30 protein-coding genes are annotated in these 26,995 nt (G+C 62.2%); 18 read left to right on the top strand and 12 right to left on the bottom strand.

Features of this window, described 5'->3' with window-relative positions; all coding sequences use genetic code 11:
- Positions 1 to 2 precede the first annotated feature (2 nt).
- The 4 genes from NKF26_RS04435 to ppc all read left to right on the top strand — a co-directional run bounded on the left by NKF26_RS04435 (position 3) and on the right by ppc (position 4,527).
- Entirely contained in the window at positions 3 to 875 is an 873-nt protein-coding gene (locus tag NKF26_RS04435) for a hypothetical protein (protein WP_253225534.1), read from the top strand.
- Positions 872 to 1,288 carry a hypothetical protein gene (locus NKF26_RS04430; RefSeq protein ID WP_253225533.1) on the top strand — a complete coding sequence of 139 codons (417 nt, stop codon included), beginning with the start codon at positions 872 to 874 and terminating at the stop codon, positions 1,286 to 1,288. The genes NKF26_RS04435 and NKF26_RS04430 overlap by 4 nt, the downstream gene beginning before the upstream one ends.
- Positions 1,289 to 1,447: 159 nt before the next feature.
- Positions 1,448 to 1,777: a transcription factor S gene (locus NKF26_RS04425; RefSeq protein ID WP_253225532.1), complete on the top strand. Its 330-nt coding sequence runs from the start codon at positions 1,448 to 1,450 to the stop codon at positions 1,775 to 1,777.
- A 74-nt stretch (positions 1,778 to 1,851) separates the two neighbouring features.
- On the top strand, positions 1,852 to 4,527 hold the full coding sequence (gene ppc, locus NKF26_RS04420; RefSeq protein ID WP_253225531.1) for a phosphoenolpyruvate carboxylase: 2,676 nt from the start codon (positions 1,852 to 1,854) through the stop codon (positions 4,525 to 4,527).
- A 14-nt stretch (positions 4,528 to 4,541) separates the two neighbouring features.
- On the opposite strand, the gene NKF26_RS04415 is transcribed toward ppc, so the two are convergent.
- Positions 4,542 to 6,107, bottom strand: coding sequence for a globin-coupled sensor protein (locus tag NKF26_RS04415; protein WP_253225530.1), 1,566 nt, complete (start codon positions 6,105 to 6,107; stop codon positions 4,542 to 4,544).
- Between the two features lie 193 nt (positions 6,108 to 6,300).
- Here NKF26_RS04415 and NKF26_RS04410 point away from each other — a divergent pair, with 193 nt between their 5' ends.
- The gene (locus tag NKF26_RS04410; protein ID WP_253225529.1) at positions 6,301 to 6,810 is read left to right on the top strand and encodes a hypothetical protein; all 510 of its coding nucleotides are present in this window, start codon (positions 6,301 to 6,303) and stop codon (positions 6,808 to 6,810) included.
- Positions 6,811 to 6,813: 3 nt separating this feature from the next.
- Here NKF26_RS04410 and NKF26_RS04405 read toward each other — a convergent pair whose 3' ends face one another.
- Both NKF26_RS04405 and NKF26_RS04400 read right to left on the bottom strand, forming a co-directional pair.
- Complete coding sequence (locus NKF26_RS04405) at positions 6,814 to 7,251, bottom strand: acyl-CoA thioesterase (protein ID WP_253225528.1); 438 nt, start codon at positions 7,249 to 7,251, stop codon at positions 6,814 to 6,816.
- A 68-nt stretch (positions 7,252 to 7,319) separates the two neighbouring features.
- Positions 7,320 to 8,153, bottom strand: coding sequence for a ZIP family metal transporter (locus NKF26_RS04400; protein WP_253225527.1), 834 nt, complete (start codon positions 8,151 to 8,153; stop codon positions 7,320 to 7,322).
- Positions 8,154 to 8,260: 107 nt separating this feature from the next.
- Here NKF26_RS04400 and NKF26_RS04395 point away from each other — a divergent pair, with 107 nt between their 5' ends.
- Positions 8,261 to 8,944 carry a DUF2071 domain-containing protein gene (locus NKF26_RS04395; RefSeq protein WP_253225526.1) on the top strand — a complete coding sequence of 228 codons (684 nt, stop codon included), beginning with the start codon at positions 8,261 to 8,263 and terminating at the stop codon, positions 8,942 to 8,944.
- Positions 8,945 to 8,997: 53 nt separating this feature from the next.
- Here NKF26_RS04395 and NKF26_RS04390 read toward each other — a convergent pair whose 3' ends face one another.
- Positions 8,998 to 9,696 carry an SDR family NAD(P)-dependent oxidoreductase gene (locus NKF26_RS04390; RefSeq protein WP_253234028.1) on the bottom strand — a complete coding sequence of 233 codons (699 nt, stop codon included), beginning with the start codon at positions 9,694 to 9,696 and terminating at the stop codon, positions 8,998 to 9,000.
- Between the two features lie 115 nt (positions 9,697 to 9,811).
- On the opposite strand from NKF26_RS04390, the gene NKF26_RS04385 reads away from it, so the two are divergent.
- Positions 9,812 to 10,282: a metal-dependent hydrolase gene (locus NKF26_RS04385; protein WP_253225524.1), complete on the top strand. Its 471-nt coding sequence runs from the start codon at positions 9,812 to 9,814 to the stop codon at positions 10,280 to 10,282.
- Here the strand turns inward: NKF26_RS04385 and NKF26_RS04380 are convergent.
- From NKF26_RS04380 to NKF26_RS04370, 3 genes are all read right to left on the bottom strand, one after another.
- The gene (locus NKF26_RS04380; RefSeq protein ID WP_253225523.1) at positions 10,270 to 10,680 is read right to left on the bottom strand and encodes a helix-turn-helix domain-containing protein; all 411 of its coding nucleotides are present in this window, start codon (positions 10,678 to 10,680) and stop codon (positions 10,270 to 10,272) included. The genes NKF26_RS04385 and NKF26_RS04380 overlap by 13 nt on opposite strands.
- Before the next feature lie 71 nt (positions 10,681 to 10,751).
- A complete protein-coding gene (locus NKF26_RS04375) occupies positions 10,752 to 11,669 on the bottom strand; it encodes an alpha/beta hydrolase (RefSeq protein WP_253225522.1) in 918 nt (305 codons plus the stop codon).
- 38 nt (positions 11,670 to 11,707) lie between these two features.
- On the bottom strand, positions 11,708 to 11,857 hold the full coding sequence (locus NKF26_RS04370) for a hypothetical protein (RefSeq protein ID WP_253225521.1): 150 nt from the start codon (positions 11,855 to 11,857) through the stop codon (positions 11,708 to 11,710).
- Between the two features lie 202 nt (positions 11,858 to 12,059).
- Between NKF26_RS04370 and NKF26_RS04365 the strand changes: the two genes are divergently transcribed.
- The 4 genes from NKF26_RS04365 (at position 12,060) to NKF26_RS04350 (ending at position 15,277) form a co-directional block, all read left to right on the top strand.
- Positions 12,060 to 12,797, top strand: coding sequence for an ABC transporter ATP-binding protein (locus NKF26_RS04365; RefSeq protein ID WP_253234027.1), 738 nt, complete (start codon positions 12,060 to 12,062; stop codon positions 12,795 to 12,797).
- Complete coding sequence (locus NKF26_RS04360) at positions 12,794 to 14,041, top strand: ABC transporter permease (protein ID WP_253234026.1); 1,248 nt, start codon at positions 12,794 to 12,796, stop codon at positions 14,039 to 14,041. Before NKF26_RS04365 ends, NKF26_RS04360 begins: the two co-directional genes overlap by 4 nt.
- Before the next feature lie 121 nt (positions 14,042 to 14,162).
- Positions 14,163 to 14,711 (top strand): redoxin domain-containing protein, encoded by a 549-nt coding sequence (locus tag NKF26_RS04355; RefSeq protein ID WP_253225518.1) that lies wholly within the window; start codon positions 14,163 to 14,165, stop codon positions 14,709 to 14,711.
- Complete coding sequence (locus NKF26_RS04350; protein ID WP_253225517.1) at positions 14,708 to 15,277, top strand: thioredoxin domain-containing protein; 570 nt, start codon at positions 14,708 to 14,710, stop codon at positions 15,275 to 15,277. Before NKF26_RS04355 ends, NKF26_RS04350 begins: the two co-directional genes overlap by 4 nt.
- A 30-nt stretch (positions 15,278 to 15,307) precedes the next feature.
- On the opposite strand, the gene NKF26_RS04345 is transcribed toward NKF26_RS04350, so the two are convergent.
- Complete coding sequence (locus tag NKF26_RS04345) at positions 15,308 to 15,907, bottom strand: TetR/AcrR family transcriptional regulator (RefSeq protein ID WP_223301771.1); 600 nt, start codon at positions 15,905 to 15,907, stop codon at positions 15,308 to 15,310.
- Between the two features lie 163 nt (positions 15,908 to 16,070).
- Between NKF26_RS04345 and NKF26_RS04340 the strand changes: the two genes are divergently transcribed.
- The 3 genes from NKF26_RS04340 (at position 16,071) to NKF26_RS04330 (ending at position 18,657) form a co-directional block, all read left to right on the top strand.
- Positions 16,071 to 16,679, top strand: coding sequence for a TetR/AcrR family transcriptional regulator (locus tag NKF26_RS04340; protein WP_066141740.1), 609 nt, complete (start codon positions 16,071 to 16,073; stop codon positions 16,677 to 16,679).
- Positions 16,676 to 18,151: an MATE family efflux transporter gene (locus tag NKF26_RS04335; protein ID WP_253225516.1), complete on the top strand. Its 1,476-nt coding sequence runs from the start codon at positions 16,676 to 16,678 to the stop codon at positions 18,149 to 18,151. Before NKF26_RS04340 ends, NKF26_RS04335 begins: the two co-directional genes overlap by 4 nt.
- 71 nt (positions 18,152 to 18,222) lie before the next feature.
- Positions 18,223 to 18,657, top strand: a complete 435-nt coding sequence (locus NKF26_RS04330; protein ID WP_253225515.1) for a universal stress protein — start codon at positions 18,223 to 18,225, stop codon at positions 18,655 to 18,657.
- A 13-nt stretch (positions 18,658 to 18,670) separates the two neighbouring features.
- Here NKF26_RS04330 and NKF26_RS04325 read toward each other — a convergent pair whose 3' ends face one another.
- Both NKF26_RS04325 and NKF26_RS04320 read right to left on the bottom strand, forming a co-directional pair.
- The gene (locus NKF26_RS04325; protein ID WP_253225514.1) at positions 18,671 to 19,285 is read right to left on the bottom strand and encodes a TetR/AcrR family transcriptional regulator; all 615 of its coding nucleotides are present in this window, start codon (positions 19,283 to 19,285) and stop codon (positions 18,671 to 18,673) included.
- 193 nt (positions 19,286 to 19,478) lie between these two features.
- Positions 19,479 to 19,637: a hypothetical protein gene (locus tag NKF26_RS04320; RefSeq protein WP_253225513.1), complete on the bottom strand. Its 159-nt coding sequence runs from the start codon at positions 19,635 to 19,637 to the stop codon at positions 19,479 to 19,481.
- 320 nt (positions 19,638 to 19,957) lie between these two features.
- Between NKF26_RS04320 and NKF26_RS04315 the strand changes: the two genes are divergently transcribed.
- The 3 genes from NKF26_RS04315 (at position 19,958) to NKF26_RS04305 (ending at position 24,913) form a co-directional block, all read left to right on the top strand.
- Positions 19,958 to 21,577, top strand: a complete 1,620-nt coding sequence (locus tag NKF26_RS04315) for an MDR family MFS transporter (protein ID WP_253225512.1) — start codon at positions 19,958 to 19,960, stop codon at positions 21,575 to 21,577.
- Between the two features lie 166 nt (positions 21,578 to 21,743).
- Complete coding sequence (locus NKF26_RS04310) at positions 21,744 to 23,012, top strand: MFS transporter (protein ID WP_253234025.1); 1,269 nt, start codon at positions 21,744 to 21,746, stop codon at positions 23,010 to 23,012.
- A gap of 53 nt (positions 23,013 to 23,065) precedes the next feature.
- Positions 23,066 to 24,913: a prolyl oligopeptidase family serine peptidase gene (locus NKF26_RS04305; protein WP_253234024.1), complete on the top strand. Its 1,848-nt coding sequence runs from the start codon at positions 23,066 to 23,068 to the stop codon at positions 24,911 to 24,913.
- A gap of 39 nt (positions 24,914 to 24,952) precedes the next feature.
- On the opposite strand, the gene NKF26_RS04300 is transcribed toward NKF26_RS04305, so the two are convergent.
- A complete protein-coding gene (locus NKF26_RS04300; RefSeq protein ID WP_253225509.1) occupies positions 24,953 to 25,540 on the bottom strand; it encodes a DUF6663 family protein in 588 nt (195 codons plus the stop codon).
- 90 nt (positions 25,541 to 25,630) lie between these two features.
- On the opposite strand from NKF26_RS04300, the gene NKF26_RS04295 reads away from it, so the two are divergent.
- A complete protein-coding gene (locus NKF26_RS04295) occupies positions 25,631 to 26,053 on the top strand; it encodes a pyridoxamine 5'-phosphate oxidase family protein (RefSeq protein WP_253225508.1) in 423 nt (140 codons plus the stop codon).
- A 1-nt stretch (position 26,054) separates the two neighbouring features.
- Here NKF26_RS04295 and NKF26_RS04290 read toward each other — a convergent pair whose 3' ends face one another.
- Complete coding sequence (locus tag NKF26_RS04290; RefSeq protein ID WP_253225507.1) at positions 26,055 to 26,990, bottom strand: hypothetical protein; 936 nt, start codon at positions 26,988 to 26,990, stop codon at positions 26,055 to 26,057.
- Positions 26,991 to 26,995: the final 5 nt, after the last annotated feature.

Raw genomic sequence — 26,995 nt, 5'->3', positions numbered from 1 at the left:
GAATGGAGAGCGAAGACGTGGGTCACGTACCGGCGGTCGAACTGCCCGAACCGATTTCCCAGTGGCTAGACGAGACGGCCGACGAACTCGGTTGTTCCCGCCAACGCCTCCGCTCCGAACTGTTTACGACACACCGTACCCTCCACGAGGAGGACGTTTCCGACGAGCGACTCGACGAACTCCACGACGAGTTCATGGAGAAACTGACCGACGTCCGCGAACGCGTCGTACAGATAAAGCGCGAAACCGACGGAAAGGCACCCGCTGACCACGAACACGACGACCTTCGGAACGAATTGGACGGCTTCCGGACCGAACTGTTCGAACTCCGGAAGGCAGTGAATGCAGAGGACGGCAGCGACGTCGCCATCGACGAACTCGTGGACGAACTCGACGCACTTTCCGAGCGCGTCGCGGACAACCGCGAACGGTTGGATTCCGGGTTCGAGAACTACGAGGAGGTGCTCGAATATCTCACGGACACGACCGACGAGTTGGACGAGCGCCTGGACGTTCTCGCGCGCGCACTCGTCTCCATCCGCGATCAGACGCGCACCCTCGCGGCGCGGAGCGCGACGCAGGCGGCGACGGCGGAACTCGCCCGGACGGCCAACCGCCACGGGGTGACGAGCGCGAAGTGCGGCGACTGCGAGGGGAGCGTCACCATCGCGCTGTTGACCGAACCGTCCTGTCCGCACTGCGGCGCGACGTTCGAGGACGTCGAACCCAAGGAGGGCTTTTTCGGCGCGAACTGGTTGGTCGTCGGCCGTCCGCCCGCCCTGGAAGGCGACGTGTTCGGGGGCGATGACTTCGACGCCGACACCGACATCGACTCGGACGTCGAGGAGTTCCTGACCGAGGTGACCGAGGAATGAATGGGAGCGGTTCGGACGAGGGTCAGGATACCGGTTCCGGCCGAAACGAACCGCTCGGGAACCTCGCGGCGGAGATCGAGGAGCGTCGCAAACGGCGCTCTGAAACGGGTTCGGCCGACGAGACGTTCGTGGAGATGGACGTTGGCGAGGTTGACGCCGCCGAGGTCTGGGCCGACCTGCTGGGCGAGGACAGCGGCGAACTGGTCGTCACCGCGCCTCGAGTCGAGGAGGACGACCGAGACGTTCGCGTCGTCCCAAAGACGACCTGTCAGGGGTGTCCGCACGTCGCCGACCCGCCGACCTTGCGCTGTACCCACGAGGGGACCGACATCCTCTCGATGGGCGATATGGACCACCTTCGGGTCGCTGATTGTCCGATGGTCGCAGACGACGATTTCGAGGCGACGGAGTAGGTATCGCTAGTTTCTACGACTTTGGCGGCGTCTTCACTCGCTACGAGAGGATGTTGTGATTTCTGAGATTACAACTACCGAGCCGCATGAAGACCACTCGATTTTCTCGCCGCCGTGTTCGTACGTGGCGCTTTTCAGGCTCGACACCCAAGATGTGATATGCAATTCTGCGACGACTGTGGCTCCATGATGCGGACGATGGGGTCGAAGATGGTCTGCTCGAACGAGGACTGTCAGGCGACGATGGAGAAGGACGAGGAACGCGCCGCCGAGTTCGTCTCGACGGAAGCACAGGACGACTCCGACGTCATCGAAACCGAGGAGGGTGCGGACTTCGAGGGGAAACCGACCGCCAAGGACGTACACTGTGACAAGTGCGGTCACGACGTCGCGTGGTACACCATCAAACAGACCGCGTCCGCCGACGAGGCACCGACGCGCTTCTTCAAATGCAAGGAATGCGGCTACCGCTGGCGGGAATACAACTAACTTTCATTTCAAATTTCTCGCAGATATTACCCTGAGACCGACGTTTTACGTTGGGTGCCCACCACCGCTATGGTATGAGATTACATACCCGGGACGTACGACAGGACGTCCGTGAACTCGCCGCACTGCTGGGAGACGTACTCTCACGCCTCGGTTCCCGCGAGGCGTTCGAGGCCGTGGAAACCGCCCGAACCGAAGCGATCGACTACCGCGCCGGAGATTCGGAGTCGCGTGAGGCGCTCCGCGACGAACTCGACGACCTCTCGCCCGAACTCGCGGGCAACGTCGCGCGGGCGTTCGCCACCTACTTCGAACTCATCAACCTCGCCGAGGAGCGCGAACGCGTGCGGGCCATCCGCGAGGGGACGCAGGACGGAACGCTCGAAGATGGGCTTCGCGCGACCGCGGAAACCCTCGCGGAGGACGAAGCCGACTCGCAGACCGTCCAGCGGGTACTGGACGACGTCAACGTCGTGCCGACGTTCACCGCGCACCCGACCGAAGCGCGCCGGAAGACGGTGAAGGCGAAACTGCGCTCCGTCGAAGCGCTGCTCTCTGAACTGGACGAGCGCATGTTGACCGATCAGGAACAGGACAAACTGGAGCGCCAATTGGAGAGCGAGGTCACTGGCCTCTGGGAGACGCGACAGGTTCGAAAACGCCGTCCGGAGGTGGCCGACGAGGCGCGGAACATCCTCTGGTATCTGGAGAACGTCCTCTTCGACATCGTGGGCGACGTGTACGACGAACTCGACCGCACCATCGGCGAGGAGTTCGACGTGGACGTGCCGGAACTGTTCGCCTTCCGGTCGTGGGCCGGGAGCGACCGGGACGGTAACCCGTACGTCACGCCGGAAGTCACGGCCGACACGCTGGCCCGACAGCGCGAAGTCGTGCTGGAACACTACCGCGACGAACTCAAACGCCTCTCCGGAGTGCTGAGTCAGGACGGCGACCGCGTCGAGACGAGTTCCCTGTTCGATTCCTCGCTCGACGCCGACCGCGAGCAGTTGCCCACGATTGCGGAGCGGGCGACCGAACGCTACCCGGACGAACCGTACCGACAGAAACTCGCGCTGATGCGCGAGCGAATCGACCGCGTCGGCGACGTTCGTCCCGGCGGGTACGAAAACGCCGACGAACTGCTCGCGGACGTGGACACCATCGCCGACAGCCTCCGCACCGACGGCGCGGAGAGCGTCGTCGAGACGGAAGTGGACCCGCTTCGACGACGCGTCGAGACGTTCGGCTTCTCGCTCGCCGCCCTCGACTTGCGCGACCACCGGCAGAACCACACCACGGCCATCGCGGAGGCACTGGCACGCGAAGGGTTCGACTACGATTCGATGACCGAGGACGAACGGGTCGAACTGTTGACCGACGCCATCCTCCAGGACGAACCGATAATCGACCTCGACACCGAGGGACTTTCGGAGACGGCGACCCGAGTGCTCACGCTGTTCTCCGAGACCGCCGATTGGCAGCGCGAGTACGGGCAGGAGACCATCAACACGTACTGCATCAGCATGACCGACGAGGCCAGCCACGTCCTCGAAGTGCTGTTCCTCGCCGACCAGGCCGGAATCGTCGACCTACCCGGCTACTCCGGACTCGACGTGGTTCCCCTGCTCGAAACCGAGTACGCGCTGTCAGGCGCGCGACGCATCATCGGAACCCTGTTCGAAAACGAGGCCTACGCCGCCGCACTCGAAGCCCGCGGCGGTTCACAGGAAATCATGCTCGGCTACTCCGATTCGAACAAGGAGAACGGCTTTTTGGCGGCCAACTGGAGCCTCTACCAGAACCAGAAGCGACTCGCGGAGATAACCGACGAGTACGACGTCACCCTCCGCCTGTTCCACGGACGTGGAGGGTCGATTTCCCGCGGCGGCGGTCCGATGAACGAAGCGCTATTGGCGCTTCCCCGCGAGACCGTCTCGGGGCAAGTCAAGTTCACCGAACAGGGCGAGGCCATCGCCGAGAAGTACGCCAATCCCATCATCGCGGAGCGAAACGTCGAGCAGATGCTGGACGCCCAGATTCGGGCGCGGTACGCCTCCCTCGAAGAGGGAGAGGAGACGATTCCGGACGAGTGGGCCGAAGCGATGGATGTCGCGGCGGACGCCGCCCGCGACGCCTACCGCGACCTGCTCGAATCCGACGGCTTCGTCTCGTACTTCGAGAAGACGACGCCGATAACCGTCATCGAGGACTTGAACCTCGGGTCGCGGCCCGCGTCGCGCTCGGGCGAACGAACCGTCGAGGACCTCCGTGCGATTCCGTGGGTGTTCTCGTGGACGCAAGCCCGCTGCATCCTGCCGGGATGGTATTCCCTCGCCCAGGGGTTGGACGCCTACGGCGACATCGACACCCTCCGGGAGATGTACGAGAACTGGCCGTTCTTCCGGACGACGGTGGACAACGCGGCGATGGCGCTCGCCCGAACCGACCTCGAAATCACGGCTGAGTACGCCGACCTCGCACCGAAGCAACTGCGCGAGCAGTTCTTCCCCGAACTCCAAGCCGAGTACGAACGCTCGGTCGAACTCGTGTTAGAGATCACGGGACGCGATGACCTTCTCTCTCGGGAGTGGCTACAGGAGAGCCTCTCCCGCCGGAACCCCTACGTCGATCCGCTCAACCTCCTACAGGTGCGACTGCTCCGGCAGTCGCACCTGACCGAGACCGAACGGCGAACCCTCCGTCTCACGGTGACCGGTGTCGCGGCGGGGATGAAAAATACGGGATAACGGCCGTCTATCGCTCAGATTCGGTCGATATCGCTCTCAGCTTCGCCGAGGTGAGCGACGATGCCGTCCAGTTCCTCGATCGTCGCCGCCTGCTTTTCGTTCGTCTCCGCTATCGACGACACCTTCTTCGATATCCGTGCGGACCGTTCGGCCGCCTCGTCTATCATGGTGGCGACCTCCTGTGTACTCGCGGCCTGTTCGTCCGTCGCAGAGGTGATTTGCTCCATCCCGACGGCCGTTTCGGTGGCCGATTCGACGATACGTTCGAGTTTTTCGCTGGTTCGTTGGACGGCGGTGACCGTCTCGCTGATCGAGGCTTCGCTCTCGCCGAGGCTGTCGAGCGTGCTCTCGGTCCGGGACTGGATGCGGTCACCCATCGACTCGATTTCGGCGGCACGCTCCTTCGACTCCTCTGCGAGCGATTTGACCTCCTCGGCGACGACGGCGAACCCGTCGCCGGCCTCGCCTGCCCGCGCGGCTTCGATCGAGGCGTTCAGCGCCAGCAAGTTCGTCTGGTCCGCCACGTCGTTTATCATCTCGACGGCATCGCTGATTTCGCCCACCGCGTTCTGGAGTTCCTCAGCGTCCTCGACCATACTCTCACGGGCGTCCTCCGTCGATTCGGTCGCGCCGATAGCCCGTTGCCCGAGTTGCTTTCCCTCCTCGGCGAGCGTCTGGGATTCGCGGCTCTGTCGCCCCACTTCGCTCGCGCTGGCCGCGATTTCCTCGACGGTCGCGCTCTGGGTGGACACCTCGCTGGCGATTCGGTCCATGTTGTTCGATTGCTCCTCGGTCAATCCGCTGATTTCGGCGGAACTCGCCGCGACGTCCCCCGCCGACTCGTGTGCATCGAGAACGTGTTCCTCGGTCGATTCACGCAGGTTGCGCGACCGCTCGATTTCCCGCTTCATCTGCCGACTGTGCGAGTGGACGTAGGTGTCCGCCGTGATCTGCATGTCGAGGTTGAGCACGCGAAGCACGGACAGCATCTCCTCGAAGCTCTCGCGTACCGCGTCCCGGACTCCGCCGAGGAGGTCCTCGGCGTTCGTGGACGCGGCGAGTTGCCCGCCGTCGGTCATCGCGGACGAAAACTCGTCACGGACCATCGCTTCGATCTCGTCCTGCAGTCGTTCTTCCACGATGGACGAGATCAGGTCGTAGTAGACGCCGTACTGTCCGATGTAGTGGTTCAACGGCATCCCCAGCATGTCGTGGAGCTTTCCGATCCGCGCGCGGTTGCGGACGTACTCGGTTCCGTAGGACCCGTCGGCGAGCGTGACGAGATACTCCCCTTGCGTCCGCTTGAGCGAGTCGATGGTGCGCGTGGAATTCTTGAGAATCTCGTCCGTTTCCTCGTCCAACTGTAGGTTCGCGTAGAATCGGTCGGCGATCTCCGCGCGATGGTCCTCGAATACGGGACGGAGGGCCGCTAGTCGTCGAGCGTCCGCACTATCGAAGTCGAGAAACGACTTGCGTCGCTCGATTTCCGCCATGTCGAGACCCATCTCCGAAAGCTGTTCGTCCATGTCCACTCGCTTCCCGAGAGCGGAGTTCCCGAATACGTCGCCCGCTGAGTTCATGGCTGGAATTGAGGCAAACGTATTTAAATTATTACCGTTCTCGGAGGCGGAGAGTCGGCGGAAAGCTAAAGGTATACGCGCTGTATTCGGCTCTGCGGTAGAAAGTTGTTCATTTTCGGGATTATTTGACGGGCGGTCCGGACGACCGACCGGAATCGGACGACCTTTCCCCGCGCACGGCAGAACCGCGAACGTGAGCGAAGACACTCCGGTTCGCGTCGAAGTGCATCCGGGCCGCGAGGCAGTCGTGGAGTTCGACCCCGACCTCACGTTCGAATGCGTCGATAGCTGTACGTGGTGCTGTCATCACGGCGTGATGCTGTACGACCGCGAGTACTTCGAGTTGGGCGAGCACGCCGATTTGAACGACGCGACGACGAGTTTTCGTGGTGAGGATTTCGTCCGCCGCGAGGCGAAGGACCACGACGAAACGGGCGAAGACGGCTGTGCCTGTCACTTCCTCCGCGGGGACGGTCTCTGTGAGTTGCAGGCCGAAGACGGGTGGAAACCCGCGCGCTGTTTCGTCTACCCCGTCTCGATTCACACGGAGGATGGGGAGATGTACGTCGATATCCGGGAATCGGCGTGGGATCACTGCGAGGGGATGAACGTCGGAGAGCGCAAAGTCATCGACCACCTCGACGCCTTTTTGCCCGAATATCTCTGGGACGTCGAGAATCCGGATTCGGCGCGGGAACTCTGACTGTTATTTTTCACCGGCGAGGGCGGCTTCACGGAGTTCCTCGCCGCGTTCGGTTTCCACCTGAATGTCCGGCACCTCCGTGGGCCGTCCCTCGTCGTCCACCGCGACGAAGACGAAGTACGACTCGGTCGTCTGTTCGCGCTCGCCCGTCCGGGGTTCCTCGCGGAAGGCGCGGAGTTTCACCTTCACGCTCGTCCGTCCAGTGTCGTAGACGTACGACCGGATGACCGTGGTATCCCCGACGGGAATCGGTCGCTGGAAGTCCATCTGATCCACGTTGGCGGTGACGCACGTCTCGCCCGCGAGGCGCATCGCCGACATCGCCCCGATTTCGTCCATCCACTTCATCACGATTCCCCCGTGGGCGGTCTCGTAGTTGTTGGCGTGGTTCGGTTGCACGCGTTCGCGGTTTTCGATGTAGGTGTCCATCAACGTCGGCATACACGTGGATTCCTCAAGCGAACCAATAGTCGTTGCGTGGTCGGTTTCGTATGATGGTACGCCGACGGTCACATCGGGCGACTGATGACCACCCACAGGCCGAACACGACGGCACCGCCGAGGAGGGTGCTCGCCACCGCGTGCATACGGAGTTCGTCGAGGAGGTGGTGTGCGTTGTCGCTCAACTGTGCGACTTCGTACACCTCGCCGCCGAGTTCACAGCGTGGGAGGAAGTCCATGGCGACGTGGAGGAAGACCCCGGCAGCGAACCCGAAGACGAAGCCGTTTATCGCGGGGTCCGAGGGGAGGTGGAGCAGCGCAGAGCTGATGGCGGCAATACCGATTCCGGCGGCGGGGAGGAGGAGGACGGAGACGGATTTGCCACTCTCCCGAAGACGGTGGGCCGCGACGTATCCGGCGGGACCCTTGTGCGAAACGATGGTGAGCCCGAGGAGCAGACCGAGGCCGGGCATGTTGCCGTAAACGAGTCCGACGATGGCTCCCGCGGCGAGCGAGTGGGCGGTCAGTTCGATCGACGTGTGGTCGAGTGCGGTTTCGAGGTGCGTCGCCCGGTGACCGATGGTGTGGGCGCTGAACCCGGCGAGAATGCCGAAGGCAATACCGAAGCCGCCGAACTCGGCCTGATGGGAAATCGCGCTCGGGACGAGAAACACAGCGGCGCTGGTGATCATCGCGCCGCTCGCCAACCCGAACGCCCAGACGAGTTGCTTCGCGTGCATGGAGTCGTTCACACGGCCACCGAGGGCGGCACCGCCCGCCATGGCGGCGAACGCGACCCACGCGATGACGAGTACCTTCGAGAGATGAGCCACGATTCCGACCCCAGAGAGAACGACGAAGGCGACGAACCCGGCGAGACCCAGACGGGAAAGTCCTGACATTGTTATTAAAACTGTTCGTGGAGTTGTTAAACCCGTCGGTCGCCCGCCGCAAAACTATTGCGGGGCGGAACCGGGAAAGGAAGCATGATGCCGAAGTCGGTGGAACCGTGACCGTTCGCGCACTCCGGTTCACGTGGCGTGACTGTCTGTTCGTCCACTGGCCGGTCGAGTCGGCCGCACTCGACAGCGCGGTTCCGGATTCGTTGGCGCTCGACACCTACGATGGCCAGGCGTGGGTCAGCGTCCTCGCATCGACCATCGAGAACGCGCGAATACCCGGAACGCCCAGCGTCGTGGGGATGACGTTCCCCCAGATCAACTTTCGCACGTACGTCCGCCTGGGGAACGCGCCGGGCGTCTACTTTCTGAGCCTCGATACCGGCAGTCGAATCGCGGCCCGCGTGGCCCGAATGCTCTACCATCTCCCGTACTACTACGCCGACATCGCCAGCGAGACGGGAACGGAAAATCGAGTGCTGGGTCGGCGTGTTCACCCCGACACGCTTCCGGTCGAATTCGAGGCGACCTATCGCCCCGAAGAACCCGCGACCACTCCCGACTCCGGGACGCTCGATTACTTTCTGACCGAGCGCTATCGACTGTTCGTTCCGCAGGCCGGAATGACCGCCCGCGTCGAACACGACCCGTGGACCCTCCAGCGAGCGGCGGCCGACGTGCGCGCCGATTCCCTGTTCGAAGCGAACACCCTTCCCGAACCCGAGACCGAGCCACGGGTTCGGTACTGTCCGAAGACGGAGTTTCACGTTCATACGCCGACCCGACTCGACTGACCACTTGGCTCGCTTCGACCGACCACCCGAATCGGTTCGACTGACCGACGAACTCACTCCCGCGTTGCCTTCCGCCACTCCTTCAGTCCGATGGTTTCGCCATCCACGTCCTCGGCGTTCGCGTCCGTCGCGGCCCAGACGAACAACTCGGCCACGTCCTCCGGGTTACGTCCCTTCCCGCCCATCATCTCGGTTCCGACGACGCCGGGGTCGATGCCGACGACGGGAACGTCGAGTTCCGCGGAGAACCCGCGAACCAACCCCTCGGCGGCGGCCTTCGACACGGCGTAGGAACCGTAGCCCGCGTGCGTTTCGTGCCCGATACTGCCGGTCGGGACGAGTATCCGAGCATCGTCGTTCAGGTGGGGGAGCGATTCCCGAATCGCCGCGTACACCCCACGGCAGTTCGTCCGGAGGGTGTCGTCGAAGGCGGCGTAGGATTCCATCGTCAGCGGCGTTTCTCCGGGCGTCCCGTGATACACTCCGGCGTTGGCGACGACCACGTCGATACCGTCGGTGCCGTTTCTCGCGGCGGTTTCCATCAGCCGCTCCACGTCGAACTCGTCACGTACGTCGGCGCGGAGACCCACCGCCTCCCCACCCTCGTCCTCGATGGCTGCGACGCTCGCCTCGACTTCCTCCGCGTCGCGTCCGCAGAGGGCGACGGTCGCACCATCGTTCGCCAACGCGCCCGCGACCTGTCGGCCGATTCCTCGTGTCCCGCCGGTGACGACCGCCGTCGATTCGTCCATGCGGAAGCGGACGGATGGCTGTGTGAAATCGGTTTCCGTCGTCCCCCCGTACCCGCGAGTCGTCACCTCCCAGCGGTCGCGTTGCAGTTATCCGCGTGCAGTGTAACTGAGAAGCATGTATCAGCCGGGCCACTGTGGCGTGGCACTCGCCCTCTACGCTCCAGTCGGCGGTGCGCTCGTTGCGTCGGGGTTCACCTCGACGGCGTTTCTCGGCGCTGGCGTCGTCCTCGCGTTGACGATGCTCCCCGACCTCGACACGCGGACGGACCGGGTTCGGCACCGCGGTCCGACCCACTCCATCGTCTTCGCGGCGTTCGTCGGACTGCTCACCGGATTCGTCGGCGGTTTACTCGCGGGAACGAGCGGTGCGGAATTCGGCGGTTTGGTCGGGGCGCTCGCAATCGTCGCCCATCTCCTCGCGGACGTCATCACACCGATGGGAATCCGTCCGTTCTGGCCGGTCTCGGACAGGAAGTTCACCTTCGATATCGTACTCGCAAGCAATACGCGAGCGAACGCACTGCTGTTCGTGTTCGGCGTCGTCTTCACCGGGGGGTCGTGGTTTCTCGGCAATCAGTTCGGCTGAACGGTCGCGTCGATGGTACTCGTTCGCTGTTCGTCCTCGGCCGCGAACAGAAGATAGCGCTCGAACTGCCCCGGAATCCGGTTCAACTGAACGGTTCGCTCCGTCCGGTCGTACTCGACGAGTCCCGCCTGCTGTAACTTCGGAAGGTGGACGTGATCCAAGGCGAGAACTACTTGGCGATCCGTTGTTACCGTCTCGTCCGCTGTGATCCCTTCGGTGTCGATTCCGTTTAGCTCACTCCTGGTGACCGCGATAGCGAGGTCGGAGAGCGCGATCGGGTCCGACCGACCGTACAGTTCGTACAGCACCGCTCTTCGACGAGGCGAGACCAGTACGTCGAAGACCTCATCGAGCGCAAGGGCGGCTGCTGTCTCGTTGCCGTTTATTTTCACCGACATCAGTTCAGGTATTAAATTACACGGCAATAAATGTAACTATAATATCGTAGAAGGAGTAAATTCAGAGCATATTACACGCGTACGTTCCGGTCGAGGAACGCCGCCTCGTAGCCGACGACCGTATCGAGCGCGTCGTCGTACACGTCGAAGTGTCCGATCGGCAGTTCGAGGTACGTCGCGTCGGCCGCTTCTGCGGCCGACTGTACCGACGACACTGGGACGATGTCGTCGTCGCGTCCGGCGATCAGGAGCATCGGACACGGGACGTCCTCCACGACCGAAATCGGGCGGTAGAACGGGATTTCGAGGAAGGCACGCGCCGGTACCTCGTTCTCCCACACCGGCGGGTCGGGAACGATGGTTTCCATCCCTTCCATCGCACCCGGCGTGTTCAGGACGGCGAACTCGTCAGGGTACCCGGCGATCGGAACCGTGTGCGGACTCCTGAAGGTGTACTTTCTGACGAGGTCACGCACCCCTGCGACGGTCCCTCTCAGCGATTTTTTGATACCGGACGCGCGGGCGACGGCCCGTCCGTCGACGAACGGTACCTGTGCGACGACGGCGGCGATTCGGTGGTCGTCGGCCGCCGCCTCGATGACGTGTCCGCCGCTGTAGGACGTTCCCCAGAGCGCGATCTTTCGACGGTCGATGGCGTTCAGTCCGCGAACGTGGTCGATCGCCGCTTTCCAGTCCTCGACGTGACGGCTGGCGTTTACGAGATTACGCGGTTCGCCGTCGCTGTCGCCGAAGTTCCGGTAGTCGAAGAGGAACACGGCGTACTCGCGGGCGACGAACTCCTTTGCGATCTCCGGGAGACCGAAGATCCGTTCCGCGCCGAAGCCACCCGCCATCACGACGACGGGCGGGTTCGAGACGCCTTCCGGCGTGTAGAGCCATCCGGCACACCGCGTCCCCTCGCTTTCGAAATCGACATCGTTCTTCGCGTATCGAAGCCGCGACAGCTCACGTGCCCGTGTCTTCGTCATTGTTCGTTACGAGGACGACGAGGAACATAAAACTCGTCTCACGGGTTCACGAACGACAGTTCCTCCTTCTTCCCGGTCACGGCCCGCATCATACACCCACGACACACCCACAACTCGCCGGTTCGCCCGACGAGATGCGTCCCGTTCGACTTGCGCTGTTCGCAAATATCACAAACCCCCATGGTCATTCGTCAACCCCCGTGAATGTCAATCCCGCGCCCATCACCGGTTGGTGTAGGGGGGATGCCGTCCGTTTGGTATCACGTCTCGGGGAAGGTTTATCCCTTGCTGAATGAATGTTCGGTCAGTACGGTGTGGGGGACTCGCCGGTCGTTCACACCCACAAAACGAACCGTTCGAACGTCGAACACCGAACACGCTACCAACCATATGCCAAACGCAACCGAACGAACGACGTCCACCTCGGCAGTAACGCTGACGGACGTGCGCAAGACCTACCATCGCGGCGAACCCGTCCACGCGCTCGACGGTATCGACCTCACCATCGAACGGGGGTCGTACACCGCCGTCATGGGGCCGAGCGGGTCGGGGAAGAGTACACTGATGAACGCCGTCGGTTGTCTCGACATGCCGACGGAGGGATCGATCACGGTGAACGGAACCGAAATCACGACGCTTTCGGATACGAAGCGAACGACGCTTCGGGGCGACGAGATCGGTTTCGTCTTCCAGACGTTCAACCTCATGCCGAAACTCACCGCGAAGGAGAACGTCGCGCTTCCGATGGTCTTCCAAGGGGAGCGAAAGAAAAAACGAAACAAACGAGCCAGCGAACTGCTGGAACGCGTCGGATTGGGGGAACGACTCGACCATCGACCCAACGAGCTGTCGGGCGGCCAACGCCAGCGCGTGGCCATCGCCCGCGCGCTGGCGAACGACCCGGCCATCATCCTCGCCGACGAGCCGACCGGTAACCTCGATAGTGAGACGGAAGGCCGGATTCTCGCCCTGTTCGAGGAGTTGCACGACGAGGGGAACACCATCTTCCTGGTCACCCACGAGCGCACCGTCGCCGAGCACGCCCAACGCATCGTCCACCTGCTGGACGGCGAAATCGAACGTATCGAGACGGTGGACTCCCCACGCCGAATGGAGGTGGGTCCATGAACATCGGCCAGAGTTTCGCGATGAGTTGGCGGTCCATCCGCGACCACAAACTCCGGTCGGTGTTGACGACGCTCGGCATCATCATCGGCGTCGGGTCGGTCATCACGTTCGTCACCCTCGGGGCGAGCCTCCAAGCCGCCGTCGTCGGCCAAGTTTCGGCCGGTTCGAACCCGTCCATCGTCGCGAGCGTCGGCCCAGCGAGTACGAACGACGGCCCCGGCGGCCCGCAAAGTCAGAGTGCGTCGCTACCCGTGTTCACCGAACACGACATCGAGCAGTTACGAGGGCTCGATAACGTCGGTTCCGTGGTCCCACAGGGGAACGTGCAGGTGTCCTCGCTCGGCTACGACGGCCAAACGATCGGGTGGGAGAGCGTGACGGCGACAACGGCGGATTCGTTCGCCGCGGACTCGTTCGAGTCGGGACACGCGTTTACCGCCGGGAAGGAACAAGTCGTGCTGAACAAACCGGCGGCGAGCCTGTTCTCGACGAACGTCTCGACCGGTGACACCCTCACGCTCCAGTTCGGCGACGGCCCGCAAAACGTCACCGTCGTCGGCATCCTGAACGCCTCGTCCAGTGCGAGCGTGTTCGGCACGTCACAGCCACAGGTCTACGTCCCCACGGACCCGTTCTACGTAACCACGGTGAAGAGTCCGGCGACCGGCGAGCAGCAACGCGCCTACCCGCAGGTGACGGTACGGGCGGTCGATTACGACCACGTCGATAGCGTCCAACCGGCGGTCAAGTCGTATCTGGCGAACGACTCCGACGCCAGCGAACTCAAACCCGCGTCCTACGAGGTGTCCCTCCAGACGAACCAACAACTCGTCGATCAGATCCAGGAGGTCATCGGAACGTTCACGAGTTTCATCACCGGCATCGCCGTCATCTCGCTCATCGTCGGGGCCATCGGTATCGCCAACATCATGCTGGTGAGCGTGACCGAACGCACCCGAGAAATCGGCATCATGAAGGCCATCGGCGGGCAGAAACGCGACATCATCCAACTGTTCCTCGTCGAGGCGGTCATCCTCGGCGTCATCGGTTCGCTCGTCGGCACCGTCGTCGGCATCGCGGGCGGATACGCCGCCGCACAGGCCATCGGCTTCGACCTCGCGTTCGCGCCGAAGTGGTTCGTCGTCGCCATCGGCGTCGGTATCGGCGTCGGACTGGTCTCCGGTCTGTACCCTGCGTGGAACGCCGCCAGAATCGACCCCATCGACGCGCTCCGCCACGAGTGAGGAGTGAGCCGAGTCGGCTCCCCGTTCTATGGCCGACAGAGTTCCACTTCTCGATGCTCGTACCACCCGCAACAGATATACTACGTAAAGCCTTGACTCTCCAGAGAGGGGGGAACGGGACATGAAACAATCACCATACGATCAGAAGTTCTCCGTCTGTGGGGCGAACGACTCGGGGGAAACGAGCTACCCGGCGGACGCGCTCGAATGCGGCACGGATGCACCCGACTTCACGCTCTATTCGACGCCGGACCAAACGCTTTCGTTGCGCGAATTTCGAGGAAAACCCGTCATTCTCGCGTTTTATCCCGCGGATTGGAGTCCAGTCTGTGGCGACCAGATGTCGCTCTACAACGAGATACTCGACGAGTTCGGACGATACGATGCACAGCTACTGGGAATCTCGGTCGATGGCGTCTGGAGCCACGATTCGTTCTCCGACGACCACAATCTCCACTTCCCGTTGCTCGCCGACTTCGAGCCGAAGGGAAAGGTGGCGAAAACGTACGGCGTGTATCGACCGGAAGACGGAACGAGCGAGCGGGCGCTCTTCGTCATCGACGACGAGGGGGTGATCCAATGGACGTTCGTCTCCCCCGTCGGTGTGAACCCCGGCGCGAGCGGGATACTACAGGCGCTCAATGCGTTCGAAAACGGGGACGCGAGATGAGCGATCGGACGCCGATTTCCCCGGACAACACGCTCGCCGGTCCGATCGATGAAACCGATCATTTACGAGGGAACCCGGATGCACCCGTCACGTTGGTCGAATACGGGGATTACGAGTGCCCCCACTGTGGCCGGGCGTATCCGATCGTCAAGTCGATCCGGGAGGAGATGGGCGACGACCTCCGGTTCGTCTTTCGAAACTTCCCGTTGAAACAGGCCCATCCACACGCCCTCCACGCCGCAGAGGCGGCCGAGGCGGCCGGTGTGCAGGGAAAGTTCTGGGAGATGCACGACCACCTCTACGAGCATCAGGACGCGCTCGAAGACGACGACCTTCGGCGGTATGCCGAGGAGTTGGAACTGGATACGACACAGTTCGAACGCGACGTGTTCGACGAGGATCGGTTCGAACAGCGGATTCTGCACGATTTCAAGGGCGGAATCCACGGCGGCGTCAACGGTACGCCGACGTTCTTCATCGACGGCGCGCGGTACGACGGGCCGCTCGAAGAGGCGAGCCTCGCGAATGCGCTCCGGGATGCGATGGAGAGAAACGAGCCGCGATAGTTCCGGGAATCGAGCGGCAGCGGCGGGTTCCTACTCGTCCATCAAAACGTGTTCGACGTACTCCCTGGCCGTCTCACGCGCTTCTTCGAGCGCGTTCTTCTCGTCCAGAGAGACGTACCGGTTTCGCGCGCCGTCCACGATGAGCATCAGCGCCTCCGCCGCGTGTGCCGGGTCCTCGGCGGCGAACACGCCCGCGTCCGTCCCGTCGGCGATGACGGTCTTGAGCAGATATCGTGTGTACTCGTCGTTGCGCTGGAACTGTTCGCGCACGGCGTCGTTGTACGGCGCCTGCGCACGCATCTCCAGCATCGCGGTCAGGAATTCGGGGTAGCCTTCGCGGTCGGTCAGCAGTCGATCCAGAAGGGAGTCGAGTCGTTCCCGCGGGGCGGTCGTCTCCACCTCGTGAACCCGGTCGATGAACTTGTCCAACAGATAGCTCAAAAACGCCGCGAGGAGGTCGTCTTTCGTGTCGTAGTGATAGTGAATCGCGGCCGTCGATTTGCCATACTCCTCCGCGATGGAGTGTATCGTGAGGTTCGCATAGCCGTGTTCACAGAGTGCCCGATAGGTCGCCTGCATTATCGCCTGTTCGGCGTCGGAACGCTCGTCACCGTCGGAAGGCGCTGCCATTAACTAAACAACTAGTTATCGCGGCAAAACGCTTGTGGTCTCGATGCGAACAGCGTGTATTGACCAGTATGACACGTGAATTGGCATCCCTCCGTTTCGTCCCTGTTTTTCTCCTGATAAACAACACAACTATTAACTCTCCTGACTAACTATTCAGTTAGAGATGGGAACACAGCAGTCGAACGGGCCGCCGCCCGAAACACACGAGGCCATCATGGCCGCCACACATCGGGCGCTCTGCAAACACGGCTATGCGAACCTCACGATGAAGCGTATCAGCGACGAGTTCGGCAAGAGCAAGTCGCTTCTCCACTACCACTATAACTGTAAGGAGGAGTTGCTCCTCTCGTTTCTGGACCACCTCCACGAGAAGTTCGACGCGAAAATTTCGACGGACGACTACGACACCGCGACGGACGCGCTGCTTTTCAGCATCGATGCGCTGTTTCCCGACCCCGACTCGGAGAGCGACTTCGACATCGCCATGCTGGAGATGGGGATGCAAGCGCCCTACAACGACGCGTTCCGCGACCAGTTCCAGGAGAACAACGACCGACTGCGGGAACTGTTCGCCGATATCATCGCTCAGGGTATCGAGCGCGGCGAGTTCGAGGAGGACATCGATCCGGAACGGGCGGCCGAACGACTCCTGATATTTCTCGACGGGGTCCGGGGCCGAGGAGTCGTCCTCGGATCCAACGACCCGAACGAAGTGGGGCGTGAAGTCATCGACGAGTTCGTCGACGATATTTGTGCCGGAGGCGACGAATGAGCGCCGGAAATAGGGATCTGGACCTGACCGACGGCGACTTGTACAAACCGCTCCTCATCCTGTCGGCACCCATCGTCGCCAGCCAGTTGATGCAGGTCGTGTACAACCTCGCGGACACGTTCTGGGTCGGCCAGATCGGTCCCGGCGCGGTGAGCGCGGTTTCCTACGCGTTCCCGATAATCTTCCTGCTCATCAGCCTCGGAACCGGCTTTTCCATCGCCGGAACCGCGTTAGTCTCACAGAACAAGGGGGCGGGCAACCACGAGCGCGTGGACCACGTCGCGGGACAGACCATCTCGTTCACGTTGCTCGCGTCGTTGGTGTTCGCGGTCATCGGGTATCTCGCCGCACCGACCCTCGTCTCGCTCATCGGGACGACGCCGGGAACGCAGATATATCGGTGGACCGTGGAGTTCACGCGGACGACTTTCCTCGGCGTGTTCTTCATGTTCGGTTTCTTCATGTTTCAGGCGCTCCTGCGTGGCTGGGGCGACACGCGGACGCCGATGTATCTCATGGCGTTCGGCGTCACGCTCAACATCGTCCTCGACCCGTTCTTCGTCTACGGGTTCACCGACAACCTGCTGTTGCAGGCGCTCGGACTCGGTGGCCTCCAGACGACGCTGTTCGACGCCACGGGCTTCGCCGGGTTCGGCGTTCAAGGGGCGGCGATAGCGACCGTCCTGTCGCGCGGAATCGCCGCCGTCGTCGGCCTCACCATCCTGTTCAGCGGCCGCGTCGGGATTCACCTCTCGTTCGACGATATCGTTCCGGAACCGGAGACGGTGAAGAAGATCGTTCGCATCGGCGTCCCGGCGAGCGTCGATATGTCGATGCGGGCGCTCGGTATCACGTTCCTGACCGCCATCGTCGCCATGGCCGGGGACCCGGCGGTCGCGGCCTACGGTATCGGTAATCGGCTGAACTCGCTCGTCTTCCTCCCCAGCATCGGGCTCGCACAGGGGACGACGACGATGGTGGGCCAGAACCTCGGTGCGGACAAACCGGAGCGTTCGGAGCGGGCGGTGTACTACGCGTCCGCCACGCTGGCGGTCGTCCTCGTCGTCGTGAGCGTCGTCGCGTGGCACTTCGCGGAACCCCTCATCGGTATCTTCGTCGGCAGCAGCGAGAACTTCAGCCGTCAAACCGTCATCCACATCGGCGCACAGTATCTCCGCATCATCGGTCCGACGTTCCTGTTCCTCGGCGTCTTCCGGGTCGTCACCTCGGCGTTCCGCGGGGCCGGGGATACGACCACCGCGATGGTGTTCACCATCCTCTCGCTGTGGGTGTTCCGTCTCCCTGTGGCGTACTATCTACTGGAGATACGGGGGATGGGTCCCACGGGTGTCTGGTACGCGATAGCGTTCTCGAACGTCGCCGCGGCCATCCTCGCGTTCCTCTGGTTCCGCCGTGGGACGTGGAAGACGAGCGAGGTCGAGGGAGCCAACACCCCGTCACCGGCCGACTGAACGGGATACTTTTCCTCGCGTTCGTCGTTTCCACCGAAACAACTGTACTGGTCGCTGTCGATAGACGACCTATGTCTCGGCGAATTCTGGTCCCCATAGACGCTGCACCACAGTCAGAAACTGCTCTCGAACACGCCGCCGACGTGTATCCGGAGGCGACCATCGTCCTCCTGCACGTTCTCGATCCTCGATCGTGGATCTCCTCGGACGAGTTCGGGGACATGCTCTACGCGGACGACGTGGAGAAGGCCGAACAGGAAGCCACGGAGGAACTCCTCGAAAAGATGACCGAACTGGCGGACGAACTGGATGTCACGACGGAGACGGTCAAACTGATGGGGCGACCGGCACACACCATCGTGGAATACGCGGGAGACAGCGAGAACGATATCGACGGTATCGTCATGGGGAGCCACGGACGAACCGGTCTCGACAGGATTTTCCTCGGCAGCGTCGCGGAGTCCGTGACGCGGCGGTCACCGGTTCCCGTCACCATCGTTCACTGAGTCCGGTGTCGGTTCAGTTCTCGTCAACGAGGAGGCGAAGGCGGACGTAAGCGTCGAGTTCGTTACGAGCCGTTTCGATGGCATCGTTGTTCGTCGTGACGCGTTTGGTCATCGCCCCCGTGACGATCAGAAGGAGAAACTCCGCGACTTCCTCGGCATCCACGTCGTGGAAGGTTCCCTCGTCGATACCTGACTGGATGACGCGCGTGAGGAGTCCGCGGAAGAACTCGTCGCTGCGCGTGAAGTGGTTCCGATACTTCTCGTCGTGGGCGGCCTGCGCGCGGAGTTCGACCATCGCGCGCGAGAAATCCCGGTAGTCGTCGGGAATCGGTGTGACGAAAATGCGGTCGAAGATGGCGTTCAGATGGTCCCGCGGACTGCCCGAGGACTGCTTCGCCGGAATTCGCTCCTTTTGCTGTTCGAGCATGAATCCTAGGAAATCCAGCAAGAGGTCGTCCTTTCCGTCGTAGTGATGATAGAGGAGGGACTTGCTCTTCGGAAACTCGTCGGCGATGCGCTGAATCGTGAGGTCGGCGTAACCGTGCTTGCAGAGGGCCAAATACGTCGCCCGCATGATGGCACCACGAGTGTCGGTCGGATCCTCAAGAAAAGATGGTTTCGCCGTCATTACCGGCTGAAACCCTCGTCTATCGTTTTCCGCGTTGGCCGAGGCGGGTCGAACGTTTCGCGTTCCGAGGACCGACCACCGAACGCGATGGCTTTCGCATCGAATCGGTGCATACGCTAGCTACGGACTCCGGGTATAAAAATTGAATGAACGTTCAGTCATCTCTCCCCCCTACATGCTCCAGTATGGCGGGTTAATCGGAGCCATCGGCCGGAAAATCCGCCGCCGAGAGCGATACCGAATCCTCCCGATACGACTCGAACTTTCCCTCGGCCCACGAAATAACGACGAACCACATCGTTCGCGGCACCCTCGCTGCTGGCGTAGTTGACGACCGCGTTTGGACTGTCATCGAACCGAAGTAGGGATGAACGGAGATAGAGGAACCTGTGAGTACTATGCAAGCGGTGTGCACCGTGCAATCAGTGTAGTCGTGTCGTCTCCTCGCGACGACTCGCTACCGTGCTGAAAGCGGATGGAGACCGCCAAAACAAAACCACTAATCGTGAGGAATTGGGGGAGGGAAGCGTTCTCGCACCCGAAATGGAGTCCTGAGTGGCAATTCTTCTCTCGAAACATTTATCACTGACTAACTGTTCAGTAAGCCATAGGTGACTGAATGTTCATTCAATATTTACGCAGTGATCCACCGCTCGAACGGAGGATCAACGTATGAGTACAGAATCGAGTAACGGACTCGGTCGTGAACGGGCCATCATCCTCGGTGGACTCATGCTGGGGATGTTGCTGGGCTCCATCGACCAGTCCATCGTTTCGACCGCGCTCCCGCGCATCGTCGGCGACCTCGGCGACGCGAGCAAGATGTCGTGGATCGTCACTGCCTACCTCGTGACGGTCACGGTGACGACGCCGCTGTACGGGAAGCTGAGCGACATTTATGGACGCTCGCTCATCTTCGAGACGTCCATCTCCATCTTCCTGATCGGCTCGATCCTCTCCGGACTCGCCGGGGAGTTCGCCGCCGTCAACGACGTCGTCGGCCCGATGACGCAACTCGCGGCCTTCCGCGCGCTGCAAGGTATCGGCGCGGGTGGTCTCATCGCCATGGCGACGACCATCCTCGGCGACATCTTCTCGCCCCGCGAACGTGGGAAGTACATGAGCTACATGATGCTCATCTTCGGTGGCGCGACCGTCGGCGGACCGCTCCTCGGCGGGTACCTCACCGACCACTACAGTTGGCGTTGGATCTTCTACATCAACGTCCCCATCGGACTCGCGGCGATCCTCATCACGCACTTCAAACTCGACCTCCCGACGCCGGACGCCGACCACGATATCGACTACCTCGGGGCGGCGCTCCTCGTCGTCGCGGTCGGTTCGCTCATGCTCGCCACGACGTGGGGCGGTAGCGAGTACGCCTGGGATTCCGTCCAAATCCTCGGGCTGATCGCTTCGACCATCGTCTTCGGCGTCCTGTTCGTCCTGCAGGAACTGCGGGTCGACGAACCGGTCTTCCCGGTTCACCTGCTCGACAGGCACACCGTCGTGGGCGTCATGACGCTGAGCTTCTGTCTCGGTATCGGGATGTTCGGGGCAACCATCTACCTCCCCGTCTTCCTGCAGGACGTCCTCGGCGCGAGCGCGACCAACTCCGGCCTGCTCCTGTTCCCCCTCGTCGGCGGGATGCTCGTCACGAGCGGTGCGACGGGACAGTTGATGACCCGGTTCGGCCGCTACAAGGTCTTCGCCGTCGTCGGAACCCTCGTCGGGTCGGTCGGCTACTGGTTCCTCCACACGATGGGACCATCGACCACCTCGACGGAATCGACCATCTTCATGATCATCACCGGGATGGGACTCGGATTCGTCATGCCCGTCCTCACCGTGGCGGTTCAGAACGCCGTCGACCGAGAGGACCTCGGTGTCGCGACCACCTCCGTCACGTTCAGTCGGAGCCTCGGGAGCGGTATCGGCGTCGCCGTCCTCGGTGCGCTGTTGAACAACCAACTCACCAACCGCCTCTCCGACGCCTTCGCCGGACAGGCCGGTTCCGGTCAACTCACGTCCGACGCCGCGAGCATCGGCCCGGAGGCCATCGAAAAGCTCCCGGACCAGATTCAGCACGTGGTGGTGACGGCGATGGCGAACAGCATCGACACCGTGTTCCTCGCCGGAATGGGTGTACTCATCCTCGCGTTCATCGTCTCGCTCACGCTCCCCAACGCGGAACTCAGCGAAGAGGCCCACGTCTCGATGGGCGAGGGCGGCGCGGAGCCGATGGACGGCGCGATGTCCTCGGACGACTCGACGGCTTCGAGCGACGACTGACCACCCATATAGTCGATTTGACCGCTTTTTTCGCGCGCTACGGTTCTTTTTTCGGACAATAACATCACGGACTACCTCGTTCGTAACCGTTTTTACTAACTGATCAGTAAGTCGTGTATGAACCGTCTCTCGAACACGAGTAGCCACGCCACGGGGCGTGAGAGACATGCTTGACGAACTCGGCGAGCACAAGGGTGCGTTCGTCGGACTATTCATCGCAACCGGCGTCTCGATGCTCGGCTTCAGCATCCTCGAACCGATTCTCCCGACGTACGCACAGGACCTCGGCGCGTCCGGCGTCATCGTCGGACTCATCTTTTCCGGATTCGCCATCTCTCGGGGCGTTCTCGCGCCGTTTACCGGTCGGGTTTCCGACTCCTACGGACGGAAGAACCTGCTTCTCACGGGTCTCGGTCTGTTCGCCGTCCTCTCCATCGCGTACTCGATGGTTTCGTCGCCGCTCATGCTCGGGGTCGTGCGGTTCTGTCAAGGGTTCTCGTCGGTCCTCGTGACGCCAATCGCACAGTCGTACGTCGGCGACATCACGCCGGAAGGAAGCGAAGGCTCCATCACGAACCTGTTCTACGTCTCGCTGTTCGGCGGTATCGCCATCGGGCCGACCGTCGGCGGCTATTTCGCCGACCACGCGATTCACACGCCGTGGTTCACCCTCACCGGAATCACGACGCCGTTTTACGTGATGGCGGCGCTGACCGTCGTCTCGTTCTTCCTCGTCGTCGTTCTCGTTCCCGAACTCCCCGACGACGTGCGCGATACCGCGGGGGCTCCGAACCCGTGGGAGGCCGCCCGTGCCGTCTGGGCCGACTTCGAACTCCGCGGTATCATGACGTATATCGTCGCTCGAGGATTCTACCGCTGGGGCTTCAACTCCTTTTTCCCCGTCCTCGCAACCTCGGCGGCCTTCGGGCTGTCATCGACGATGGTCGGCGTCGTCCTCTCGGTGTATATGGCGGTCGGTGGTGTTCTCCAGATTCCGCTCGGTCGGCTATCCGACGATTACGCGGAGTATCGCGTTCACTTCATCGTCACCGGCGGTTTGTTGAGCGCGTTCACCATGCTCGCCGTACCGTTCGCCACCACGCTTCCCCTGTTAATCGGCCTCATGATCTGTATGGGCGCGTTCAGCGCCGTCTCCCGAACCTCCGCGGTCGCCATTCGCACCGAACGCGGCCGCGTCCACGGGATGGGTCTCGTGACGGGCGCGTTCACCGCCTCCCTTTCGGCCGGACAGGTGTTCGGCCCGGTCGGTTTCGGAGCCATCACGGACACGTTTCGGATACAGGACGCCTTCTACATCGGCGGTATCGTCGGCATCATCGGGACGCTCGGCGCGTTCTACTACCTTCACAAGGGCCTCCAACAGGACGACGAAGCGGTCGAAGGGGTTACCGAGGACGCCCAACCACTCGACTGAGTAGTTGATAGACGAACAACATTATTACCGTCGGATACGCATCGAAGACAGGTATGTCCGATCCGACGCACGATTCCTCCGACTCGGCGGTCCCGCTCGAAGCGCTCGCGTCCCTCCCGGAGTTCTACCATCCGATGGTGTCACGCGACGGCGAACGCGTCGCGTGTTACTACGACGGAAGCGGCCGAAACGAACTGTGTATCCTCGACGTCGAATCCGGCGAACTCGAACAGGTAAGCGACGGAAACGTCCCGAAGAGCGCCCGCTGGCACGTTTGCTGGGACGCTGACGGTGAACGGATATTCTTCCACCGTGACGACGGCGGCGACGAACAGAACGATATCCACGCGTTGACGACGGACGGCGACCGCGAAACGATCGTGGAAACCGACGGCCAGGCCGTGATTTGCGACGTTTCCCCGGACGGTCGATACCTCCTGTACGCGAGCGACGAGGGCGAGCAGATGAACCTGTACCGCGCCGACATCGAAACCGGAGAAGCCGACCAGCTCACGGACTACGACCAACCGACGTGGAACGCGATGTACGCTCCCGAGGGGGACCGAATCGCCTACGTGACCAACGAAACCGACGACCTCGACAATATGGACGTGTACGTCGCCGCCTCGAACGGGAGCGACCCGCGACGCCTCGACGTCGGCGAAACCAGGTCGGAAACGTCAGTTTCCGACTGGGGACCGGACGGCACGCGCTTGCTGATCGAGGACAACGCGGAGGACAAACCTCGCGCCGGAATCTACGACCTCGAACGGAATTCCGTCGAGTGGCTCGGATACGGCGAACACGTCGAATACCCCGCAACGTTCACTCCGGACGGTCGCCGAGCGCTCGTCCTTCGAACTCGCAGGGCGGCAACGGTTCCGGTCGTCTACGACCTGGAAACCGGAACCGGGCGGGAGCTGAATCTCCCCGAAGGCAACACGACCGTCGTCCAAGGAGCCGACCGGCCGTTCCTCGGGGACGGCCGCGTCGTCCTCACACAAATGACACCGAACGAACGACAGCGACTCCTCGCCTACGACCTCGGAACCGACGAGCACGAGGTCGTCCTCGACGCCGAATACGGGGACATCGACCCGTCGGCGTTCGTCGATGCGGAGTACGTCACCTACGAGTCCGGTGGCTGGACCATCGGCGGACTGCTGTACGACGCCCGACAACGGCCCGGCGCTGATCCCGGGGCGACCGGGCAACCGGCGGTCGTGTTGGTACACGGCGGGCCGCACGCACAGTACACTCGGTCGTTCAACGAACTCACCCAGTTTCTGGTCGCGCGGGGGTACTCCGTCTTCCAGCCGAACTATCGCGGTTCGACGGGGAGAGGTCGGGCGTTCAAGTACGCCATCCGCGGCGATTGGGGCGGCGGCGAACAGGAGGACATCGCCAACGGCGGCCGCTGGCTGATGGAACGGGACTGGATAGACGAGGACCGCGTCGCGGTGTTCGGCGGCTCCTACGGTGGCTACAGCGCCTACAGCCAGCACGTAGGGTACCCCGACCTCTGGGCCGCTGCGATGGCGAACGTCGGCATGACCGACCTTCGAAGGTTGTACGAGGACTCCATGCCGCACTACCAGCACATCCTGGAACAGCAACTCGGGACACCGGACGAGAACGAGGAACTGTACCGCGAGCGCTCGCCGCTGACCCACGTCGAATCGGCGGAATCCCCCATTCTCATGATTCACGGCGTCAACGACCCGCGGTGTCCCGTCTCGCAGGCGCGACTGTATCGTGATGCTCTCGTAGCGCGTGGATGGGCGGACGGCGAGGAGTTCGAGTACGAGGAACTGGGCGAACAAGGGCACGGTTCGACGGACACTGACCAGAAAATTCACGCCTACAGTATCGTCGTCGACTATCTCGATAGGACGCTATAGGGGGTGTAAAGAGGAGCGACGGTCCAGTGAGTTCGAAACCTACTCTCCGGACGGTGCCGGACAGTCGTACGTCTCCCGAAGCGTTTCCGCGAACTGACCGCCCTTCCGGAGCGCGATGGTGACGATGACGTAGGCTCCCTCGGCGGGACGGAGCACGAACACGTCCCGCGGGTCGTCGCCCTCCCCCTCGTTCACCCGGTCTATCAACGGTTCCAGCGGGCGGGTGCCGTCGCGGAACGACTCGAAGACGCGTCCCCCGTCGTCCTCGGCGAACACGTAGAGCACGCCGTTGACCTCGTTGTCGGTGTTTCGCGTCACGGTGCTGTTCATCGACTCGCCCCCCATCCGGGCCTCCGTCCACGCTTGCTGTGCGACCTCGAAAACGGGGTCGATACCGTCGGCGAAGGAGTACAGCGTCTTCCGGCGTACCGAGAGCGACCGAACCGTCGGTTCGGCGCTCGACCAGTCGAGGTCGGCTTCGATACGGTAGCCGGGGTGAACGCCGTCTACGGTCCCTCCGTGGCCGTCGGGGGCGGTGACGACCGGTTCGTACGTCTCCCGGTCGAGCAACCGCAGGCTTCCGTCCGAGCGGGTGGCGAGCACGCGAAAGGACCGGTCTTCCTCCATGCTTTCGACTCCGGTGCGATGCGGGAAAAGCCACTCGAATCCACACGGTTCAGTCGGCCGAGTTATGCCGATGGCCTCCGTAGTGCCGGTATGGAACATTTGGAGTACGTCTACACGTTCGGCATGGACGAAACGGAACTCGAACGGAAATTGAAATCGACGGACACCGGCGTCCTGTCGCTCGCTCGCGATGGTGATGCCTACTCGCTCCCGGTCTCGTTCCACTACGATGGTGAGAAAATCCTGCTTCGCTTCGGCGTCGAGGAGGGGAGCGAGAAGGTGTCGTTCGTGGAATCCACCGATACTGCCAGTTTCGTCGTGTACGAAAAGACGGGTGAGGAGTCGTGGAGCATCCTCGTGCAAGGCAGTCTCGCTCCCGCGTCCGACACGCTCAGCGAGGCCGAGATAAACGAGCGATTCGTCCCTCTCCGGGTGTTCGACGAATCGCTCAGTGACGTGGAACCCGAACTGTACGAACTGCGAATCGAATCGGTGACGGGGCGCAAAACGTAGCTCACTTCCGACCGCGTGCGGCGATTTGATAGCTCAGCACCGTCTTCATCCCCTCCGCGAACGACCCCAAATCGACGCTATCGGCCTGTTCGTCTCGTTCCGTGACTTCCGCGTATCGTTCGTCCCAATCGGTGAGAAACCGGTCCTCGACGTCGTTTTCCTCGATCCGTTTCGTCACCCATTCGATGGCGTCCTCGTCGGCCGGGTCCAAGTCCGACGGCGAGATGATTTTCTCTTGCAGGGCGTACACGATCGGCCCTGCCGTGTAGTCCCCTTCGCGGAGTTCCCGCTCCCACGTCGTTGTCCAGTTGCCGATTCGTGCCATCCGTTGGAGGTTCCAGATGACCGACCTGAGCGACCCGAGGTCGGCTGTATCGAACGACGGCGAGTACATCAGGTCCACGTTCGCGTACGGAAACATGAGCATGTTGTGTGGGTCATAATGCTCGATTCCCTCCATGTTGGCGAGTTCGACGTTGTCGTTGAGGACGCGCGAGTAGTCGATGGCGGTGAGCGTCTGCCGAAGGTCACAGTCGAATATGTCCCGGTGCTCGTCGTGCATGGGGGCCGCCGTGATACCGTCCTCGAAAGCGTCCCACACCTGTTGGATGAACCGAAGTTGCTCCGAATCTACCCCGTCTCGGTCGGGGTTCACGGATTCACGGCGATACGGGATTTGACACGCCTCTTCGAACGTTTCCCGGTCGTGACCCATTTCGGCGAGGTCGTCCAACAGGGTGACGAACATCGTCAGAATCGTCTTCTGTGTCCGAGCCGTTTCCGCATGCTCGTCTGGAACACAGGAGAGCGTAAACGAAGGAAAAAGAGTATAGATCCATTGCCACAGAAATCTGTCACGGTTACCGACCGTCACGTCGTACGAATTCGCCAGTTCGGCGACCGAATCGGGAAGCGTCGCTTCCACTATCTGTGTCACGTGAT

The sequence above is a fragment of the Haladaptatus sp. AB618 genome (assembly GCF_024136965.1).
GTDB lineage: Archaea > Halobacteriota > Halobacteria > Halobacteriales > Haladaptataceae > Haladaptatus.
Note: the sequence above shows the minus strand (reverse complement) of the source record. Positions and strands in the feature narration are given on the sequence as shown.